Source organism: Rhodococcus sp. H29-C3 (assembly GCF_030063405.1).
Lineage (GTDB): Bacteria > Actinomycetota > Actinomycetes > Mycobacteriales > Mycobacteriaceae > Rhodococcoides.
On sequence record NZ_JASITC010000004.1, the window covers coordinates 269,595 to 289,463 of the forward strand.

Genomic DNA, 19,869 nt, shown 5'->3' on the forward strand with positions numbered 1-19,869 from the left:
AGTATGTTAGTTAAATAAGTATGGCACAAGATGTCGAACCGGAATGTCTACTTCGACAACGAGTGTCTTTGTTGCGAAACGGCCCGATCGGCCCATGAGCTACTATCTGCGTATGAATGCAGATAGTTCAGGATGCAGACGCCGCTTACTCGATGACGAGGTCGGCCTTGTCGTCGAGGTGTTCCGCATGCTGGCCGACGCGACGCGGGTGCAGATCTTATGGGCGCTGGTCGATCGAGAGTTGTCGGTCAACGACCTCGCCGATCGCGTTGGTAAACCGGCCCCGTCCGTGTCGCAGCATCTGTCGAAACTACGGATGGCGCGTCTGGTCCGCACACGGCGCGAGGGCACGCAGGTGATCTATCGCCTCGAGAACGAGCATGTCCAGCAGCTGGTCACCGATGCTGTGTTCAATGCCGAACATGCCGGCCCCGGCATCCCCGGACACCACCGCGCAACGGCAGGCTTGCGCGAGCTGCACCCACACAATGCGGTCGAACCAGGCAACAGTTCAGCGCTTTCGCTCAATCATGCGGTCGTCGAACATCATTCAGTGGAGGAGGGGCGATGACACATACTCCCAGGGGCGACGAAGTCCAGATGAACGGCGAGGAGCCCAGCCACGGGCACGGGCACGGGCATGGGCACGGTCATGCCCGTGCGGGGAAGATTCATTCGGTAATGCGTGAGATCTTCGCACCACACAGCCACGATGCCGCCGACAGTATCGACGACGTCCTCGAATCCAGCCGAATCGGCATCCGTGCCGTCAAAATCAGTTTGATTGCGCTGGGAGTGACCGCTATTGCGCAGGTCATCATCGTCGCGGTATCTGGATCGGTAGCATTGCTCGCCGATACCATCCACAACTTTTCCGACGCGTTGACGGCGATCCCGCTGTGGATTGCCTTCGCCCTGGGACGCAGAGCGGCGACGCGGCGCTATACCTATGGTTACGGACGCGCCGAAGACCTCGCCGGCTTGTTCGTCGTCGCGATGATTGCGTTGTCCGCTCTGATCGCCGGCATCGAAGCCGTGCGTCGCCTGATCGACCCAGTCCCCATCGAACACCTCGGCTGGGTGGCCACTGCCGGTATCGTCGGGTTCGTCGGCAACGAACTCGTCGCGCTCTACCGAATCCGGGTCGGTCGCCAAATCGGCTCCGCCGCACTGGTTGCCGATGGGTTGCACGCCCGTACTGATGGTTTCACCTCGCTGGCAGTGGTGATCGGTGCCGGCGGTGTGGCGCTGGGATTTCCCCTGGCCGACCCGATCGTGGGTCTGATCATTACCGCCGCAATTCTCGCTGTACTGCGCTCGGCAGCGCGCGATGTTTTTCGGCGGCTCATGGATGGTGTCGAGCCGGACTTCGTCGAGGCAGCTGAGACAGCGTTGACGCAGGAGAGCGGTGTCCTTGCTGTGCGCAGCGTCAAGATGCGGTGGATAGGGCATCGATTGCACGCTGACGCCGAACTCGATATCGACCCTTCCACCAGTCTCGTCGACGCGCATCGGCTGGCCCACCGCGCAGAGCACACCCTGACCCACACCGTTCCGAAGCTCACGACTGCTCTCATTCATGCGTACCCCGCCCACGAGTCCGAGACGCCTGGCAGACACCTGTGAGAAGCATGTAGCTCCGTTCCCGCAGAGCAGGCAAGTCGCGATTCTTGCTGCCGGAGTGGAGAGTCGATCGTCGGTGGACTGCCGCCTCCAGGTCGCAGTATGCGTACCGTGCTCGCTGGTTCCGTTCAGTTTCGCGCGGTGCTCCGCGGAGTTCCGTTGCTAGTGTTTGGGATCGGATATCGATACTCACCGCCGTGCGGTTGCAACGCCGATGAGCATCACCAGGGCAGCGAGCGCGCCGAAACCTGCGGTGAGCGTCGCGGCGGCCGCTACCCCGGCGACGAGGAGTGGGCCGCCGGCGTCGCCTAGTTCACGGCCGAGCTCAGCGGCACCCATGGTCTGGCCCATGCGTTCTTCGGGGGTCGAGGCGGCGAGCGAGGCGAACGCTAGGGGAGTGATGATCCCGGTACCGATTCCGATGGCGATGCCGGCACCGAGGAGGCCGGCCAGTCCGGGAAGCATCGCGGCGGCTAGCCCGAGAGCAGTCAAGCCCAGCCCGGCGGCCATCCCTGCCGTAGCCGAGATCGTGCCACTGTCGAGGGCGCGGCCTGCACGTGGTTGCATCAGTGCAGCGCACAACGCCAGTACTGACACCGCTGCTCCTGTCTCGATGGACCCCAGGCCGGCGGTGGCGCCGGAGACCGGGAGAAATCCGACTCCGACTGACAGAGCTGCGGTTGCAGCGGCGAGCGCAATGGTGGGCCGCAGGAAATGGGAGTCGCTCAAACGGCGGGCGAGATCAACGACTGTTTGGCGTTGACGAGGAAGCGCAGGCAGTGCCGGCACGACTGCTCGAGCCCAGATCGCGACAACGGCCGCGAGGACGGTGGTCACTGCGAACAGCAGTGCCAGATCGCCCAACCACACTATTGCGCCGCCCAGTAGTGGGCCGGCAGTGTAGCCGAGGCTCTTGTAAAAGCCATATGTTCCGAAACCTTTCCCGCGCTCGGCTTTCGGGCTCAGGCGCGCTACCAGGGAGCTCGCTGCCGGGGAGAATGCCGCCGCCGCGGCACCTTGCCCCAGGCGCGCGAGCCATAACCAGTTCGTGTCGGCGACGAGGACGAACAAGAGGGAGGCTGCGGCGAACCCGATCAAACCGCCGAGGAGGACGGGTTTGGCCCCGATCTTGTCGGCAAGTGTTCCGAAGACTGGCTTGAGAAGCACTTCGGCGCCGTCGTAGAGGGCCAGGAGTAGGCCGAGGTATAGAAGAGAGTCGGCGAGATTGTCGAGGTCGAATACGAGATTCGCTGCGACGGCATGGGCTCCGAATGCCGTGGTGAATCCTGCCGCGTACAGGGGCCACATTCGCCACCGTTCTACTGCGGTCTCTTTGTTCATGTGTGGTCACTGTTGTCGATAAATTCGGGATCGTGCAGGGCGGCGATCACGCGTTCGGAGTATTCCTCGAAACGCTGCCCGCATTCCTGTAACGCTTCAGTGGCGCGGTCGGAGTTGTTCGTGCCGAACACATCCCGTGCTCTTAAATCACGATGCCAGCGCCGCAGTCGGTCGAGGCTCTGATCCTCTTCCTCGAGTTCGGCCAAGGTGAACTTGCGGATCCTGATTTCCTTGTCGAGTTCAGCCTTGTATTTATCGCAGTCGGAAAGGAATTCGTTCCAGTCCTCCTCGCGTGCGGCGGTGAACATCGCCTCGAACCGGGCACCGTCCTCGGTGGTGGCACCGGTCGCGTGAAGGAAGACGATCTCACCTCCGGCCCGTTCGACCAGGGCGGTGGCGCGGTCGATTCCGGCGGAGAATGCCGGCACATTCGGTACGGCCCAGGTGCCCTGGCCGATCGACAATGCGCCCATTTTGCGTAGTTCGCGCCATACCGCCACCCGGTGGCGCGATGGTTCAGCCGGGATCTGGGTCAAGATTATTCGCCAGTGTGTAGGGGTTTCTTCGTCGTGCACCTGGTTAATGTATCAGCCGTTACATTCGTATTCCGTTAGTGCGTTACTTGCTGCACTTTCGTCAATGATCGGCGATCGATGATGGCGAGGGTGAGGTGGCTGAGCATGCTGTGATCGGACTGGTAGTCCCGCGCCACGTCGGCGGGGGACTACCAGTTACGAGCGGTCTCCGTGGGCGGCCGACTCCTCAGCAGAGAAGTTGCTGCATCTATCGGTCCGAGAATTCCGCGTTCAGCGGTGCGGGGTCGACTGCGCTCGCACGGGTCAGCGCATATCTCGCGCCGACGCCGGCCGTGGAAAGACTTAGCACATCCCATAAGGGCCTTCATTCCTCTGTCCCCGGCTCGATCAGTCAGAGGTCAGATGGTAGTCACCGGCCTCGTCAAGCGCGGCCGCAACTTGGCTCCGGCTGAGAAGCGACGCGGAGTCGATCGATACCGTCGAAACAGCGCCGGCGACGAGTTGGACGGTGACATGGCGGACACCCTCGATAGCTTCGAGTTCGGTGGTGACTGCCCGCGCGTAGTGCCCGCAGGTGAGCCCGGTGACGGCAAACTGCTGACCGGTTGGGCTCGAAGGGATTTTAGTAGCCGTCGAGGGATGCGATGAGCCGCAACCGCAGCCGTTGTTCGGTGAGAGGTCGGTCAAAGTGAGATCCGAGTTGGAGGTGGTGTTCATTGGTCTCCGATCACTTGCGCGCATACCCATGGGGGGTACTTGATAGATCGACTATACCCCCCATGGGTATGCCGGTGTCAATGTTACAAGCAGCCACAACTGGCAGGGTCAGCACTTATTTCGGGTGCGTTGGATTTGTCTACTGTTGGCGCAGAGTGGTGAGCCGCGCGCGGTAGTCGTCCGCGTCGATCTCACCACGGGCGTACCGCTCAGCCAGCAGCTGCTCAGCGGTGTACAGCACGGGGGGATGGTTCGGCTGGGATCCACGCGCCCCCTGCGATCGGAGTAGCAAAAGCACTCCGGTTATCAGTACACCCCAGAAGACCACCATCCCGATGATCATCAATGCATAACTCCACCCACTGGGATCGTTGCCATGCCAGTACATCATTTTGTCTACTCCTCGGACTGTCTGTGAATCGACCAGCGGCCGAACCGAATGCCACCGTGTGCCAACTCGGAAGTCGGTAGTTTCAGTATCGGTGCACGTCAGGGCACAAAGATAGGGCCCTTCGTCCTATCTGCAGACCGACCGCTGAAGAAGCGCTGAGAACGGAGCCGACTGAATCGACGGAACGACTTACGAGAGTGAATACAGCTGGTTCTGTTTGGACTGTCTACGGGGTTCACAAGCTTTGTGGTTGTCACCGTTGTTTGTCCCGAAGTGACACGCCATGTCGAACGCATTTTTTTGGACTGCGTAACAACACCTCCGGTCACGGGATTGTCGTGCCACTACCGCGGTCAGTCGATTCGCCTGGGGTAGGCGCTTGTTCTCAACGCCGGTGCTACCGGTCGTCCTCTGAGATAGCCCGATACGCTGCCCGAGTCGATTGCCTTGCGATACACCGTCAGTGCCGACCGCGTCGCTTCGACGGTGAGGTCGATATCGGCGTCCGTGTGAGCCGCCGATGTCACAAACGACTGGGCCAACACCCCGTGGGACAGGATTTCTTGCAGAAACAGGGTTCGGTATTCCTGGGAGCGCTCGAGGTTGGGGCCACGGGTTACGAACAGCAGGCACGACGGCCTACCCGACACTTGAAAGTACCTCTGCAGTCCCAGTTCCTCGGCTGCGGCAGTGACACCGTCGGCGAGCCTTCGGCCGGAGCGCTCCATCCGTCCGATCGGATCCTCGTCGGCGTACGCGCGGACGACAGCGCGGAATGCTGCCAACGCACCGGTTTCGGGACCATGGGTGGTGGACAGTAAGAACACACGATCCTCGTCCGTTCTGAGTCCGCCGAGTTCCATGAATTCCCGCCGCCCCGCCAGAGCCGCTACAGGAAATCCATTTCCCATTGCTTTCCCCCAGCACGAAAGGTCGGGCCGGACCCCGTACAAGGACTGCGCGCCGTGCTCCGACCATCGGAATCCGGTAATCATTTCATCGAAGATCAACAGCGCACCATGACTGTCGCACAGGCGGCGAACCCCCTCGAGGAATCCGGCTGCTGGTTCGGCTGTGGCCGTTGCAGCCTCGAGCACGACACACGCAACTCGATGCAGGGCCAACACACGAGAGAGGGACTCGAGGTCGTTGAATTGGAATCGGACGGTCGAGCTCACGTGCTCGGTGGGGATCCCAGCATTCATGGGAGTGGTGCCGATGAACCAATCGTCCACGGAGAAGAACGGCTGATCGCAGATCGCCACTACGGTGCGGCCTGTCACGGCACGGGCAAGTCGCACTGCAGCTGTCGTCGTGTCGGATCCGTTCTTGGCGAACTTGACCATGTCGGCCCCTGGAACGAGTTCGAGGAAGTCCTCCGCTGCCTGCAGTTCCAGTTCGGTCGGCCGACTGAAATTGGTGCCGTTGGCGATGGCTGCGCACACCGCATCGACGACAGGTCTGTACCCGTGGCCCAGGGTCACCGATCTCAGACCCATGCCGTATTCGACGAAACTATTACCGTCGACGTCCCACACCCGAGCACCTGACCCGCCCACCAGAATCGGAGCCATATGCTCGGGATACTGATCGGCACCACGGGAATACGTGTGGGCGCCGCCGGGAACCAAGTGGTGTAGACGCGACTGCATCGTGTCGGAGCGATCGAACGATCGAGGTGTGCCGGCGGGGGTATAGGTCATGGACGAGCTCCCAGCTCGAGGGGCGTTCGTTTCTATTCTGGCACCAGCGATACCGATCCCTGTGGTGAACCGGAGATGTGCCAGTGCGGAACATGGTTTTTGCGTTCGAACCGCGGCGGTTGGGCGAGACCTGCGGTATCTTCGAGTCGAGTCGTCGGAAGTCCAAGGAGCTGTTGCCATGGCGAGTAGCGAGGCTCCTTCGATGTCAGCGGATAAGCGCGAGCTGCGCATTCTCCTGGAGAACGGTGAGTACTGGCTCAGCAACAAGGGCGACCTAGCAATTCTCGACATCACAATTCGTAGGATCGCGCAGCGGTGGCCTTCTGCACGGATCGGCGTTCTCACGAGCAGGCCTTCTCTACTCAGAGCGTTCGAGCCCGATGCCGAACCCGTCAATTATCTGCCGGGTGGCGAATGGTCGAAATGGAATCGACTGGGACGAGTTCCAGGATTTTTCGGACCGACTGTGGCTGGGCCCGTCTTGCGTGTATCTGTCGCCGCGATGACGCGTATCGAGAGATTGGTGCGGACCGCAGCCGCTCCAGTGCGTGCAGTGAAGCCCAGTGCGAGCGAGTCGTCGACTGCGAAAAATCCGGCCAGAGTTGCATTGAGCCGCGATGGTGGTCGGTTACCGAATGCGGTGGCCGACGCTTCTTTGGTGATCGCGATCGGCGGCGGGTATCTGGCCGACGTGGACAAGTTTCAGACCATGCGCACCCTGGATCTCCTCGAATACGCAGTCACGCATCGGATCCCTGCGGTGATGTTGGGACAGGGGATAGGCCCGATACACGACCCCGACCTGATCGAACGTGCGGCAGCGGTGCTACCCAAGGTCGACTTCATCGCGGTCCGCGAGGACCGACGGGGTCCGGATCTTCTACGTTCGCTCGGTGTACGGTCCGAGCACATCGTGGTGACAGGTGACGACGCCGTCGAACTTGCTTATTCCACGCGGAGACAGGAACTCGGGACAGACATCGGCGTGTGCTTGCGAGTTGCAGACTACGCACCGGTCGGCGCCTCGGTGCAGGACACCGTGGGGCGCATTGTTCGTGGTGTGGCCGCCGAAACAGGCGCTATGTTGGTGCCCCTCATCGTCTCCGAGCATGACTCGGAAGACCGCCGCTCGACTCTTCCCCTCCTTACCGGTTTCCCTGCGGTGGCACGCCCACTCGGGCGTTTCGCCCGGGCCCGCGCCGTCGCGCGTGAGGTCGGCAGATGCAGGATTGTAGTCACCGGTGCCTATCACGTCGCGGTATTCGCGCTGTCACAGGGAATTCCGGTGGTCGCGCTGTCGACGTCCAGCTATTACGACGACAAGTTCGGCGGCTTGGGCTCGATGTTCGGGAGCGGTATAGACGTCGTGAGGCTCGACCGGGAAGACGTCGACGATCTATTGACACGGGCAATGCGCAACGCCTGGGACACGGCGCACGAGGCGAGGTCGGTGTTGCTCGCCCGTGCTGTCGAACAAATCGACGCGAGCCGTCTCGCTTTCGCACGTGCTGCCGAATTGGTCGAGCGCGACGCTACTGCCCCGAGGGAAACGAACCACCGCCGGATCGAACCGCCCACATTTCCGAAGTGATCGCCCACAGGTCGTGATCCTTGCGCTGCCCGCCGACATCGAGGTAGCTCACCATCGTGCCCTCGCGGCGAAACCCGAACTGCTTCGCGCTGTGCGCAGCAAGTCGATTGTCGACACACACGGGAGCGGTGACTCTGCGCAGTCCGAGGGTGCCGAACACGTAGTCGAGGAGCAGGTTGCAGGCAGTAGTGGCCATTCCCAAATTTCTGCATTCCGAGTCGAGCCAGATTCCCATCTCGGCGTTCTTGGCACATCTGTCGATGTGATCGAGGTTGAGTTGGCCGGCGAATCGACCGTCGACTTCGATGACAAGAGATAGGGCGCGACCTGCACGAGCCTCCCGGCGCATATACAGCAAGTCGTCCACCCACGCGTCCACTGTGTGGCGTTCCGCCCAGGGGCGAGTCGATGACACCCAGAATGGCTCTATCGACTGCTGATCGCGTAATCGGAGGAATCGCCATGCCGAAGCGTCCGACAGGCGTGGGGACCGAAGAATCAACCGATGGCCCGGCGGGGTGAGCGGGCCGAGCCGAAAGTTCGGTCCCCGGCCGCCGTGGGATTCGGCCCAATGTCTGATCGGCCTCGAATAGAACTTGCAGACGGCGCCGAGTACAACCAGTGGACGGTAGGGCTTCATGCTTCACCTCTGGCCACAACGGGTCGGACTGAACAGGTGGTGCTGCACCGCGAACACCAACTGCAGTCGGACACTCACTGCAGTTATCTATCGACCGTAGAATCGAAGGGCAATTCCACCCGCAACGAGAACATAGTGTACCCAGCGGAGAAGGGACTTCGGACGCAATTTCGTCGCTTTCCGATTCCATCCGGTGCCGTGAAGATAGTTGCGTCCACGCTGAAGTGACGTGGTGAGCACTGTGTGCGGGTAATGTTCTCCGTGTTGGTCGGGTACGTAATTCGAGAGGGATGGACGGCGTGCTTCCGACTGTCGGCTCATGCGTGCGGTGTACAAAATCACGGTGGAAGATGTCGTCATCCATCTGCTGCGGCACCGGCGTTTTCGGCGCGCGACGATGACACCGCGTATCGCGTTGGTTCACGAGCGATTCACCGAAGTGGCCGGTTCGGAGAAGGTTGTCGAACAGTTATCGAAACAATGGCCGGAAGCCCGCGTACACGTTCCGATTGTGCGCGCTTGCGGAATCCCTGCGGGACTGCGAAGTACGCCGGAAACCGCGCTTCTCAACCGGTTGTACCGTTGCTGTGGTGAGCGTTCGTACGCACCCTTGATGCCCTTGATACCCAGCTTCTTTCGGCGGATCGACTTCGACGACGCGGAAGTTGTGATCATCAGCCATCACGCCTTCGCCACCCAAGCGGCCTTCGCGACTTCGGCTGCCACCATTGCGTATGTTCACAGCCCAGCGCGTTGGGCATGGAACGCGTCATTACGGCGGGGAGAAGCAGGCGGAAGGGTGGGTGCAGCGGCCCTGACTATGTTGGCCTCATCGGCCCGTCGAGCTGAGATCTCTGCCGCCCCGCGATTGAGTCGCTTGGTGGCGAACTCCACGTTGGTCAAACAGCGCATCGAACAGTGCTGGAATCGTGAAGCGGTCATTGTGCACCCACCCGTGGACACCGAAGCATTCACACCCGACCCGGGTATCTCCCGTGAGGACTTCTTCTTGCTCGCCGGAAGATTGGTGCCGTACAAGCGGCCGGATGTGGCGATCCTGGCAGCGAACAACGCAAGAATGCGCCTGGTGGTTGCCGGCGATGGCCGCAGCCTCGACTATTGCCGAAGTATTGCGGGTCCGACTGTTACCTTCCTCGGCCACGTGACGCATTCGCAGTTGTTGAGCTTGCATCGTCGGACCCGCGCGCTTCTCATGCCGTGTGTCGAAGATTTCGGAATAGTCCCTGTCGAAGCAATGGCCTGCGGTACACCGGTTATAGCGCTCGGCAGCGGGGGAGTCCTCGATAGTGTAATTCCTGGTGTGACAGGCCAATTCGTTCGAGGTGAATCCGATCATGAACTGGTCACGGAGTTCGCGTCGGCGATGCTTGCGTTCGACGGCTCGATCTATGACGAGGCCGTCATCCGTGCGCACGCCGAACAGTTTTCGCACCAAGCATTTCGGCAGAAGATGCAAGCGGTCGTCGACGAGGTGTGTGGAACCTGACTCAACCGGACGGTCGTTGCTCGCCCAGGGGAGAGGTCTCGAGGCTGCCATCGGTCGATACCGATAGTCGCCAGTATTTGTTTGCCGAGTCTTTGAGGATCACGCCACTGTCGGGCCGTTCGCAAAGCCAAGCCCCATTCGCCAGAACCGCAGAAAGCACCGCACCCTGCGAGTCCTGGGCCTGTAAAAGGTCCGCGTTGTCCGACCCTGCGACTGTGGCCACGGTCCCGATGAATGTGGCACCGCTGATTCGTCCCCGGCCGGTGACATTCCACCCCTTGGGGAATGATGATGGATCGATGTCGGATGAGGTGCTGGAGAGCAGATTCACCGCCGTGCCCTCTGGGCACCCTTGGGAATCGATCCGCAATTCGATTGCGGGACTGTCGGTATCGGAATCGAATTGGATGTTGGCGAGATAAGGTTGTCGACAATAGACGAAGTCGACGCAGACCGTGCGGGCCGCAATTTTGCAATTGACCAACCCGAATTGCGCTGGTCCACCGCGTTCAATATCGCCGATGGACAACGCGACGTCGGCGCCTTCGAACCACACATTGGTGAGCCACCAATCGTTCGCGGCGCCGTCGACGAACACATGTTTGTCGGTTGTGTTCGGATCGGTGTCGGAGACGAACTCGACGTTGACCATCGATAGTCCCGCATTGTGATCGTTACCTGTTCCCAACACACCGATGTAGTTTCCTGCGAACCTCGAAGACGTGACGTAGTTCTGAATGCAACTGGTGGTGAGTCCGAAGCCGAAGTTGCTGATGTTGCAGTTGATAAATGCTGTGCCACCAGTGTTCTCGTCGAGAATCACCCCGCGCTGTTCGGCGAACTCAGGATAATTCTCACTGACGTGACCACCGCGCAGTACGACCGAATCGAACGAGCATCCGAAACACCCGGACAAGGACACCGCTGCGCCCTTCGTTCCTGTCACATAGATGCCGAGGCGCGCAAAACTCACTCGGTGTACACCGCGGAGGGTGATCAATGGGCGGTCGCCAGCATATTCGATCGTAGTCACATCACGACCGTCTCCGAGTATCGTTGCGTAGTCGACAAGTTCGGGCCATTCCGTTACTCGGTAGGTACCAGCGGGTATGTACAGGACCAAGGCCTCGTCGCCACCGGCGCATGCCCGTGCAATCGCCGCGGTATCGTCAGCCGCTCCGTCGCCGACGGCTCCGAAGTCCCGGACGTTACGCGCAGAGGGCGCATCCGTTACGTGCGGTGATTCGAACGCGTTGTCGGAATTTTCGTTTCCGGGCCTTGTGGACTGCGACGCACACGCTGCAACGAGCGGTAATGCTGCTGCGGCGCCCAGCGAAGCCGCAAGCAGTCGTCGGCGCGAGACGATATCGTCGTTCACCGGTTCGCCGGAAACGTATCGACTGATTCACGGTCGTCGCTCACGACCGATTCATGGTGGGTATCGGCGATCTTATGCGCTGCTCGCTGCCCTGATTCCGACCGTCGGAAACCCTTGCTGAACCACCGCGACGACCTTCTCGAGACCGCGACGACGCCGATCAGCCCGGAACCACCCTGCTCGAATGTCGACAGGGCGCCGAGCACCTCGGGCGACGTCGTATTCCCGAGTTCGACGACGGCAACTGTCGCGTCGCACAGTGCGGAGACCGAGAGTGCTCCTGCCGCAGTCGCTATCGGAGCGGTACCGATAAATACGTGGTCGAACGTGCCCCGGAGGATAGCCAGAATTTCGGCGAACCGATCGGATGCCAGCAGATCGCAGGTCTGGTCGTCGGCCGAGCCGAGGCACAGCACACTGATTCCGGGTATCGAGCAGGTCGACAACGCCTCGATCGGCGACGACGTCGTGCGAAGCAATTCCGCCAGGCCCGGATCCGTCTCCATGCACAGGTGTTCGGAGATTCCGTGACCCGACGTGTCGGCATCGATGACCACGACCTGCCGGCCGGTATCAGCGAATGACTTCGAGAGGTCCACCGCAATGTCCGGTTGGGAACGTGCCGAGAAACTCGTGAGCATCGTGGTCATACCTCGGATGTCACCCATCGCTCGCGACAACCGAGCGCGTAGTCGCCGTACCTCGCCGATCGCCCCGGGTTCACCCACATCGACGATAGCGAGAACGGGAACCGGTAGAACGTCCTCGAGCTGGTTCGAGGTACGTAGTCTGCGGTCGGTACGATCCCGGACAAGCGCAGCCACGCAACCTAATACGAGTCCGGTGAGAAGCCCGAGCGCCAAAAGTCGTGTGGTGCTCGGGCCGGTGGACGCCATGGGCGTGGCGGCGGGATCGACCACAGAAACCCTCGCGGCAGGGGCAGCGTCCGCTTGTATCGTTTCCAGTTGACCGACCAGGGTCTTCAGCTCGGCCACGACCGCGTCGGTCAGAAGCTTGGCGCCCTCGGCGGTCGAGTCCGTGACAGTGATGTCGAGAAGCGCTGTTGCGGGCGGAAACGAGGCATGGATCTTGCTCTGCAACTCGCCTACGGTCAGCGGCAACGACAGTGAATCGATGACCCGCTGGGCGACAATGGAACTGTTGACCAGGTTGACATAGGACGTGACGCGTTGCTGCGCTGCAAGCCCGCCCTGGTACACATCGTTCACCGACGTTCCGGTCGCCATCGTCACGTAGACACGACTCGACGACTGATATGTAGTCGGCTGGGAAGCGCTGTAGCCGACGATAGCGAGGGGACAAAGTAGCGTGATCGCCACAATGATCATCCAGCGCCTGCGGGCTATGTGCCAATAGTCGATCAATCGCATCGCTTACTCCTTCTCTCGCGTCGCATCGATGAGCTGTGTACCCGAATACGACGAGTGGTCGGTCGAAGATCGCTCAGGACGTCTTCGAACTTCCCCGACTGCTAGATAAACGATCCAGACCAACACCGCTGCTTGGACCGACTTCCCGAGCAGTTCCGCGCTGCCGAAAATTCCTCGTTCGAAGAAGACCGGAACTTCGATCATCAACAGACCCAGGGAGATGAGAAATATGTGTCGGGTCTGCAGCGCCCACACACAACTCAGCAGCAAGACGAACGTGAAGATTACGCCCACAACCACCCCCGGGTATCCGCCGAGGACGAATCCCTCGTTGATGTTTCCCTCGGCGAGCGAGACCGACACGTTCGTCATATCGACGGACGCGCCACGAACCTCGTTCGCCCACGCGGTTCCGGCATGAAACTTGTTTCCCCCGACCAGCTGTTCGGGCACGAAACTGAAGATCACATTGTGGGCGACTTCTGTCATGGTGAGCCATGGACGGCCGCCCATGTAGTAGCTGTCCGTCGCTGCCTCCAAGAGGTCGAATCGGCGCAGAATACTCAGAAACGGCTGCAAGATCGGTGGATAGCTTGCATCCAGGACCGCGGATTGTGATTTCGCCACATCGGATTCCTTGAAGGATTGAAGCCAGCCGAAGGCAGCGATTCCCACAACCGAAATCGCTGCGATCGCAGCAAGCTTGACCCTCGTCCACCCAGTGAGCGCGAACCGAACTGCGATCGCCAGGGCGGCACCCATGATCGGTGTCTTCGATTCGACTGCGACAGTCCACAGCAGCTCCATGACCGTCAGACATCCGATAACTGCAAAAGTCATCCTGGGATCGTCGAAGCGGAGGAAGACGATCAGGCCCAGGGTGCCGATGACTGCCATCAGCGTGATGAAACTCAGGATTGGGCTCGAGCTTTGTGTCTGCCCGGCTGAGGCGCTCGAACCGGTTGCGTAGAGGAGCGCGCGTCCGACCATCCCGATCCCGAATACTGTCCAGAGGGTAGGGATGAAATTTTTATCCGCGAGGGATCGCGGCCGAGCGACTGTGTTCCGGTTGCTACCCGACCGTCGTCGAATCCAGAATGTGTATCCGACAACAACGGTCGCGTATGTCCACAATCCGAACACCACTGGTTGAAGGACCGACGAAATCCCATGGTCGTACCCGATCGTGGACAACCGCGGGTCGGCCACACTATCGCCGTACGTCGGCTGGGGTTGCACCCACAAGAGAACGATCGGTCGCACGACGTAGGACAAGCTCCAATACACAGCTTGTGCGATGAGAAAGACACGGACGATTCCCTTGATCCACATCGCAGCTACCGTGATCGTCGTCAGCGCTCCGGCTATGAGCAGTACCTCGTATACGGCATCGTTCATCGCTGGGGCTCCCATTCTCGGGCGCTGTCGAAGCTCCAGTCGCTGCACAAGGTACTAGCGCTACCCGATCGCATCGACGATCTCCCGGGCGCGATCCACATATCGGTGACTGCCCCCCACGATGCGCCGGTAACCCGATTCGGCGATCTTGTGCGCTCGGTCAGGCCATTTTTCGCACATGTCCACGATGGCCCTCAGCTCGTCCTGGTTCGAGAAGAGAACGCATTCTGTGCCGTCCGCGAGAAGGTCTGCATGTTCCGCGGTTCGTTCACCGACGAAAAGGCCGCCCGACGCCGGGACTTCGAATGTCCTACACGTGTGAGTATCGCGATTGTTCGAGTTGAGAAGTACGAGATTAGCTGTTACGGAGGAAATCTCGGAGGAGAAGTCCTCGCCGTACACCGGCCCTCCGACTCTGGCTCGCGTACTCTGCAGCTCCGGAACACGTCGCCAACCCGGCCCTCGGACAAGCATCGCAGCGCCGTAGTGTCGTGCGAGCGAAACAACGTGATCGCGACGATCGGGACGGCATGTGCCGATGAAGCCGATCAGGTACCGGCGCCGGCCATGGCGTGCGGAGAGGTGGTGCCACGCCGGGTCATAAGCGCTCATGACGAATTTCACTGCCCGCGCACCGCGTTCGAGCAACTCGGGTGCGTTGTAGTGTTTGGTCGTGACGATGAGGTCCCACTCGCCCTCGAACTCGAGATAACCGGGAGTGGTGTTGCACTGGTTGAAAACGTCGTCAGGACTGTAATGCACGTGCAGTCTGGCCGGAGTATCGAGAAGTCGTTGCTGGTCCAGATGGATCGCCTTGAAGCCGAAGACCATGTCCGGCCGGAATTCGGCAGCGATGTCGTCGATCAGGGAGTGAACTGCATCGACGCTCCACGATGCGCGTCGATGCTTGATCTTCGAGTAGATCCAGGGTGGCGACAATCGCTTCGGAAGTGTCACCGGCGTCGAGTCGATCATGATGACTTCATGGCCTGCCTGGCGAAAGCCGTTGGCAAGAGAACGCGCATTGCTCCCGACCCAGTCGTCACCGACATACAGGATTTTCATCGGAGATGCTCCTCGAGAACGGCGCTGTGGACCAAATCTGGCCCGGTTCTCCGTGCGCTCCTGTCACGCACGACGAGCCTCCTCAACCTCAGGAGGTACCAGCACGCGACGAGAAATTCGCAGCACAACGTGCCGTAGACCAGCGCCCAGACCGAGTGTGTTCGAAACGCGAAATACAGCGCGACAGCGGCTACGGAGGTTCCGATGATTGCGCCGATCAGTACACCGGAAGTGTCTTGTCGCACCGGCAGTATGGCGGTGGTGATGAACGACGACACAGCGGTCGCGGGGAGAATGAGTACTTCGGCCCGCAGCAGCGGGACAGCGTCGGCGAAGGCGCTGCCGAAGACCATGTCGATCAGCGTCGGTGCGGCGATCCATAATGCGGCAGTCGCCAGGCCTGCCGCACACACGCACGCAAGTAGTGCTTGGACTGCGCGTCGCCAGAACAGAGTGTCTTGGCTGTTGCGTGCCATCCGCGGAAGCATCGCGAAACCGATCGGATCGAGCAACGACTGGACTGCGCGTACGAGCCTGTCACCGGCCGCGAAGAGTCCGAGCGAAGAGGCGGCGAGTACGGACGAATACACCGCCGCAGCCCCCTGGCCGTAGCTCGTCACCAGCAATCGCGACGTGAGAACCGGTGCGCCAATTCTGAGAATCGTCTTGACCTGACGCGGACGCTCCGGGCGACCGAACTTCTTGAAGGAGTCTCGCCAGGTCAGCGACACAGTAAGGGTGGATGAGGCAAGGAGGCACAGGATTGCGATCGATGCAGAGGGCAGTTGCGGCAGGACGATCACCAGTAGAACGAGGTATCCGAGTCGTCCCGCACCCTGGTAAGCCATGGAGGCGCCGAACCGACCCTGCCCGATCAGAACCCAGTCTTCCGACATGGACCAGAACCCACCCGCGAACATTCCGAGCAAGACCATGTGAACGTGGATGTCGACACCGATCACCATGCTCGTGATCAGGCCGAGTCCGATAGCTCCGAGGGTGCCCACTCGGATTACCAGATAGCTACCCCGAAGCTGATTGACGTTTGCGCTGTTCATCATTGCGGCAAGAAATGTCGTGATGCCCAGATCGACGAGCATGGAACCGATGAAGTAGGACGCCATGCCTATTGCCAGCAAGCCGAGCCCTTCGGTACCGAGCAGTCTCGCAGCCAAGGGGAGAGTCACGACTGTGACGAGGTATTGGCCGTACTTCCCGAAGCTGACGAAACAGATGTCGCGCACGATTGCAACAACGCGGGTCAGGGTCCGATCCTCGCGCATCCCTGCCCCTCTCATGACGCCACGGGCGAAGCGATGTTCTCGAGGAACAGTCCCACTGCGCGAGCAGAGACGCAGACGTCGAACTGTTCGGCACGCAGTTGCCCAGCGACCGTCAGTCGCTGACGTAGTTCACGGTCTCCGATCAAGGCGTTCAGAGCATCGGTGAGTTGTTGCTGGTCACCACCATCGACCAACAACCCGTTCACGCCGGAGTCGACGATTTCGGTAGTACCCCCCGGTTGCGTAGCGATGACCGCGCAGCCGGCGTGCATGCCTTCCACCACGACTTGCCCGAACGGCTCTGCCACGACCGAGCAGTGGACAAGAATGTCGGCGCGTCCCATGAACTCACCAGGGTGGTCGACGTGTCCGGTAAACGTAACGGGCAGATCGAGTTTCGTAGTCAGGCGCCTGAGTTCGTCACGGAATGGCTCCTCGCCGAAGAAGGTCCCCCCGACGAGGTAGACGTGTCTAGGACGCACTTTCACATCGGCAAGTGCGCGCAGAAAGAGGTCCTGACCCTTCCACGGTGTCAGGCGGCCCACCACGGCGATGATCGTTTCTGCCGGATTGCGTTGACTTTCTCGATCGTCGAGATCGTCGAGAAGCACGCCGGGGTAGGCGACGAGCGATTTTCTGCGCCAGGTGAAGAGCAGGCTCATCGTGGATCTGCTGTTGGCAATATATCCACGGCTGACCACCCATCCGAATATCCGAATGAGGACGGACAGCATGCGCCCGAAGTACGCAACGGAAATCCGATCGTGCACGTGCCAGACAAGCGGTATGTGCGCACGTCGCGCTGCGACGGCAGCGACTACCAGTGCTTTGGTGCTCTCCGCAACCAAGACGGTCGCCCCGAAATCCCTGGCGGCTGCGCCGACCCCCCAGCCCACTTTGGCGAGACCGACAAAGCCGGCAACGAGGCGAAGGGGTGTCCGATTCGCGATTGTGATCGAGCGGCTGTCGAACGTGTTGCGCAGGACACGAGTGTCGATTCCCTGGGCACGCATGCGCGCGACCATCGGGCCGTCTTCGGTGAACACTGCACCGACCTCGACGTCGTGCAGAGAAATTGCCAGGCGAAGTGTGGCCAACTCTGCACCGGACGGCGCGGCGGTGTGGGTGACGAAAAGAACCTTGGTCATGAGCTCAGTTCCTTGTACATCGAAATGTGGCGCGCAGAGCTCGATTCCCACGAGAACGACTCCGCCCGGGCCCGACACTGCTGTGGTCCGGGAACCTGACCGTTCAAACCACGAACGATTCGATCTCCGAGCGCTTCCGCATCCGAGGCGGGAACGATCAGGGAGGCGTCGAGTGCTCTGACCGAATCGGGAAGGCCACCGCACTCGGTCACGATCGGGGCGCGACCGGAGGCCAAGGATTCCAGTGCGAAGAGACCGAACCCCTCCAACGCGACCGAGGGGATGACGGTCAGGGCTGCTTGCTCGTACAACCGGGTCAGTCGTTCGTCGGTGGCATGGCCTTCGAACGAAATCGACTTCTCACAACCGGATTCCGCGGCTTGGGAGCGTAACGCGTATTCCTGAGTGCCGGTACCGACGATGACGAGGCGAGCATCGGGGTGGGCCGTCACGACTGATCGCCAGGCCCGGATGAGCACATGGATTCCCATCCTGCGCTCCAGGCGTCGAACACACAGCACCGTCGGTGCGGGATGCTCTCGGTCGGTCGAGCGAAAGCGGTCGAGATCGACACCGGGTGGAATAACACTGATGTCGTCGGCTGCTACACCATAGTGCTCGACGAGCAGTTGCCGAAAGTAGTTGGACAACACGACCAATCGGTCGGCTCCGGCGTATCGAACCCGCTCGATCATGTACTTGGCCCGCGCCGCGATCTCCGTCGAACCCACCATTCGGCTTTCGTCTGCCCAAGGGCCGTGAAAATGCACCACGAGCCGATGATTGCCGGGGTACGTCTTCACCGCGCGCCCGTAGAGGCAGAAGTGTCGATCGATGACAGCGCGACGGGGTAGCGCCGTGCAGTCCAGAAAAGCTGCCGAGCAGCGGCGCAGTGTTGATCCGCCGACGCTGCCCCATGACTGCCCTCCTCGTACGGGGCTGCCGAACGCCACCGCAGAGACCTCGATGTCGGAGCGTCGATCCAGTGCGCAGTACAAGTCGGTGAAATATCGATTCAATCCACCGGGAACCGCCGAGTTCCACTCCGATCCAGTCATGTGGAGCCGGAGAATTCTCGAGGGCTGCGCGGAATACGAGTGAGGTCTCATAGGACGGCTGTCGTTGTCGGGTGCTGCAGTTTCGATCCGTTCGGGACCGGATAGTCGAACTCTACCGCGGCGCAGCCGCGTTCGATGTCGTTGTGCGACATCCGTTGTAAACTTTTGCCACACACTTTTCGAATGCATGAATGCGGCGGCGCGTGTTATCCTTCGATACGATCTCGATGCGCAATCGGCAAGTGGGAGTAGCGCAATGGTTGCTTCGGTCTCTATCTGCGTTCCCGCATACAATGCCGGCCGCACCCTCGACACGACCTTGCGATCGATTCTCGAGCAGGATGTCGATGTAGAGGTGGTTGTACTCGACAATGCGAGCCGGGACGACACCGGCGTGATTGCGCATTCCGTCGACGATTCTCGAGTGCGAGTGATCCGCAACGATGTCGTGTTGCCCATCGGGGACAACTGGAACAAAGCTGTCGCGCTGTCCACCGGCAGGCTGGTCAAGGTGGTCTGTGCTGACGATATTCTGCTTCCGGGATCTTTGGAGTCACAGGTACGCGTGATGGACGACCGAGGAATCGCGATATCGTCCGCCCGGTTCGACGTGATCGACGAGGACGGTGGAGTACAGGAAACGGGACTCGGTGTACCGGGCCTGGAGGGGCTCCAAACCCCGCGTTCACTCATGCGACTCATCGTTCGTCGAGGCCCCGCCGACTTCGGTCCTACAGCTGCTGCGATGTTCCGGCGAGAGGACTTCGACAGTGTAGGTGGATTTCGCGGAGACCTTGTGTTTCCCATGGATGTGGACCTGTTTGCGCGAGTCTGTGTGTACGGCATGTTCTTCGGGATTTCGGAACGTCTCGCGGCGTGGCGCGACTCGAGGTTCAATCTGTGTAGCCAAACCTCGACCTACAGCAAGTTGTCGGATTTGCTGCGATTTCATCATCGCATCGCGCGCGAATACCCCGAATTCGTAACCGGTGCCGACGTTATGGCGGGTGACATGCGTTTGGTGCGAGCCGCTTTCGCGCGGGTGGTGGTGCGAACCAACGCCCTCGTATCGCGTCACCCCGCAGTCGGTGTGTGAGTC

The 19,869-nt window shown here is 60.7% G+C and carries 18 protein-coding genes; 5 read left to right on the plus strand and 13 right to left on the minus strand.

Annotated features, from left to right (window positions below):
- The first annotated feature begins 112 nt into the window (after positions 1 to 112).
- Positions 113 to 571 carry an ArsR/SmtB family transcription factor gene (locus tag QMK32_RS11420; RefSeq protein ID WP_283475053.1) on the plus strand — a complete coding sequence of 153 codons (459 nt, stop codon included), beginning with the start codon at positions 113 to 115 and terminating at the stop codon, positions 569 to 571.
- Positions 568 to 1,626, plus strand: a complete 1,059-nt coding sequence (locus QMK32_RS11425; protein ID WP_502943571.1) for a cation diffusion facilitator family transporter — start codon at positions 568 to 570, stop codon at positions 1,624 to 1,626. The genes QMK32_RS11420 and QMK32_RS11425 overlap by 4 nt, the downstream gene beginning before the upstream one ends.
- Before the next feature lie 186 nt (positions 1,627 to 1,812).
- On the opposite strand, the gene QMK32_RS11430 is transcribed toward QMK32_RS11425, so the two are convergent.
- From QMK32_RS11430 to QMK32_RS11450, 5 genes are all read right to left on the minus strand, one after another.
- Positions 1,813 to 2,964, minus strand: a complete 1,152-nt coding sequence (locus QMK32_RS11430; protein WP_283475054.1) for an MFS transporter — start codon at positions 2,962 to 2,964, stop codon at positions 1,813 to 1,815.
- The gene (locus QMK32_RS11435; RefSeq protein WP_283475057.1) at positions 2,961 to 3,539 is read right to left on the minus strand and encodes a Chromate resistance protein ChrB; all 579 of its coding nucleotides are present in this window, start codon (positions 3,537 to 3,539) and stop codon (positions 2,961 to 2,963) included. Before QMK32_RS11435 ends, QMK32_RS11430 begins: the two co-directional genes overlap by 4 nt.
- Before the next feature lie 348 nt (positions 3,540 to 3,887).
- Positions 3,888 to 4,217 (minus strand): heavy-metal-associated domain-containing protein, encoded by a 330-nt coding sequence (locus QMK32_RS11440; protein ID WP_283475060.1) that lies wholly within the window; start codon positions 4,215 to 4,217, stop codon positions 3,888 to 3,890.
- Positions 4,218 to 4,356: 139 nt separating this feature from the next.
- Positions 4,357 to 4,608 (minus strand): SHOCT domain-containing protein, encoded by a 252-nt coding sequence (locus tag QMK32_RS11445; protein ID WP_283475062.1) that lies wholly within the window; start codon positions 4,606 to 4,608, stop codon positions 4,357 to 4,359.
- Positions 4,609 to 4,961: 353 nt separating this feature from the next.
- On the minus strand, positions 4,962 to 6,311 hold the full coding sequence (locus tag QMK32_RS11450; protein WP_283475064.1) for a glutamate-1-semialdehyde 2,1-aminomutase: 1,350 nt from the start codon (positions 6,309 to 6,311) through the stop codon (positions 4,962 to 4,964).
- Positions 6,312 to 6,489: 178 nt separating this feature from the next.
- Between QMK32_RS11450 and QMK32_RS11455 the strand changes: the two genes are divergently transcribed.
- The gene (locus tag QMK32_RS11455; RefSeq protein WP_283475066.1) at positions 6,490 to 7,902 is read left to right on the plus strand and encodes a polysaccharide pyruvyl transferase family protein; all 1,413 of its coding nucleotides are present in this window, start codon (positions 6,490 to 6,492) and stop codon (positions 7,900 to 7,902) included.
- Here the strand turns inward: QMK32_RS11455 and QMK32_RS11460 are convergent.
- Positions 7,844 to 8,542, minus strand: a complete 699-nt coding sequence (locus QMK32_RS11460) for a GNAT family N-acetyltransferase (protein ID WP_283475069.1) — start codon at positions 8,540 to 8,542, stop codon at positions 7,844 to 7,846. The two genes, QMK32_RS11455 and QMK32_RS11460, sit on opposite strands and share 59 nt — an antisense overlap.
- 397 nt (positions 8,543 to 8,939) lie before the next feature.
- On the opposite strand from QMK32_RS11460, the gene QMK32_RS11465 reads away from it, so the two are divergent.
- On the plus strand, positions 8,940 to 10,049 hold the full coding sequence (locus tag QMK32_RS11465) for a glycosyltransferase (RefSeq protein WP_283475341.1): 1,110 nt from the start codon (positions 8,940 to 8,942) through the stop codon (positions 10,047 to 10,049).
- A gap of 1 nt (position 10,050) precedes the next feature.
- Here QMK32_RS11465 and QMK32_RS11470 read toward each other — a convergent pair whose 3' ends face one another.
- Genes QMK32_RS11470 through QMK32_RS11500 form a run of 7 tightly spaced genes read right to left on the minus strand, consistent with a single transcriptional unit; the run spans position 10,051 to position 18,770 of the window.
- Entirely contained in the window at positions 10,051 to 11,427 is a 1,377-nt protein-coding gene (locus QMK32_RS11470; RefSeq protein ID WP_283475071.1) for a glycosyl hydrolase family 28-related protein, read from the minus strand.
- Positions 11,424 to 12,818, minus strand: a complete 1,395-nt coding sequence (locus QMK32_RS11475) for a tyrosine-protein kinase domain-containing protein (RefSeq protein ID WP_283475073.1) — start codon at positions 12,816 to 12,818, stop codon at positions 11,424 to 11,426. Before QMK32_RS11475 ends, QMK32_RS11470 begins: the two co-directional genes overlap by 4 nt.
- Positions 12,819 to 12,821: 3 nt before the next feature.
- On the minus strand, positions 12,822 to 14,216 hold the full coding sequence (locus tag QMK32_RS11480) for a hypothetical protein (RefSeq protein WP_283475074.1): 1,395 nt from the start codon (positions 14,214 to 14,216) through the stop codon (positions 12,822 to 12,824).
- 60 nt (positions 14,217 to 14,276) lie between these two features.
- Entirely contained in the window at positions 14,277 to 15,281 is a 1,005-nt protein-coding gene (locus QMK32_RS11485) for a CgeB family protein (protein WP_283475077.1), read from the minus strand.
- Positions 15,278 to 16,579 carry a lipopolysaccharide biosynthesis protein gene (locus tag QMK32_RS11490; RefSeq protein WP_502943572.1) on the minus strand — a complete coding sequence of 434 codons (1,302 nt, stop codon included), beginning with the start codon at positions 16,577 to 16,579 and terminating at the stop codon, positions 15,278 to 15,280. The genes QMK32_RS11485 and QMK32_RS11490 overlap by 4 nt, the downstream gene beginning before the upstream one ends.
- Complete coding sequence (locus QMK32_RS11495; protein ID WP_283475078.1) at positions 16,576 to 17,712, minus strand: glycosyltransferase family 4 protein; 1,137 nt, start codon at positions 17,710 to 17,712, stop codon at positions 16,576 to 16,578. The genes QMK32_RS11490 and QMK32_RS11495 overlap by 4 nt, the downstream gene beginning before the upstream one ends.
- The gene (locus tag QMK32_RS11500) at positions 17,709 to 18,770 is read right to left on the minus strand and encodes a glycosyltransferase family 4 protein (RefSeq protein WP_283475080.1); all 1,062 of its coding nucleotides are present in this window, start codon (positions 18,768 to 18,770) and stop codon (positions 17,709 to 17,711) included. Before QMK32_RS11500 ends, QMK32_RS11495 begins: the two co-directional genes overlap by 4 nt.
- Positions 18,771 to 19,026: 256 nt before the next feature.
- Here QMK32_RS11500 and QMK32_RS11505 point away from each other — a divergent pair, with 256 nt between their 5' ends.
- Positions 19,027 to 19,866 carry a glycosyltransferase family 2 protein gene (locus tag QMK32_RS11505; RefSeq protein WP_283475082.1) on the plus strand — a complete coding sequence of 280 codons (840 nt, stop codon included), beginning with the start codon at positions 19,027 to 19,029 and terminating at the stop codon, positions 19,864 to 19,866.
- The last annotated feature ends 3 nt before the right edge of the window (positions 19,867 to 19,869 follow it).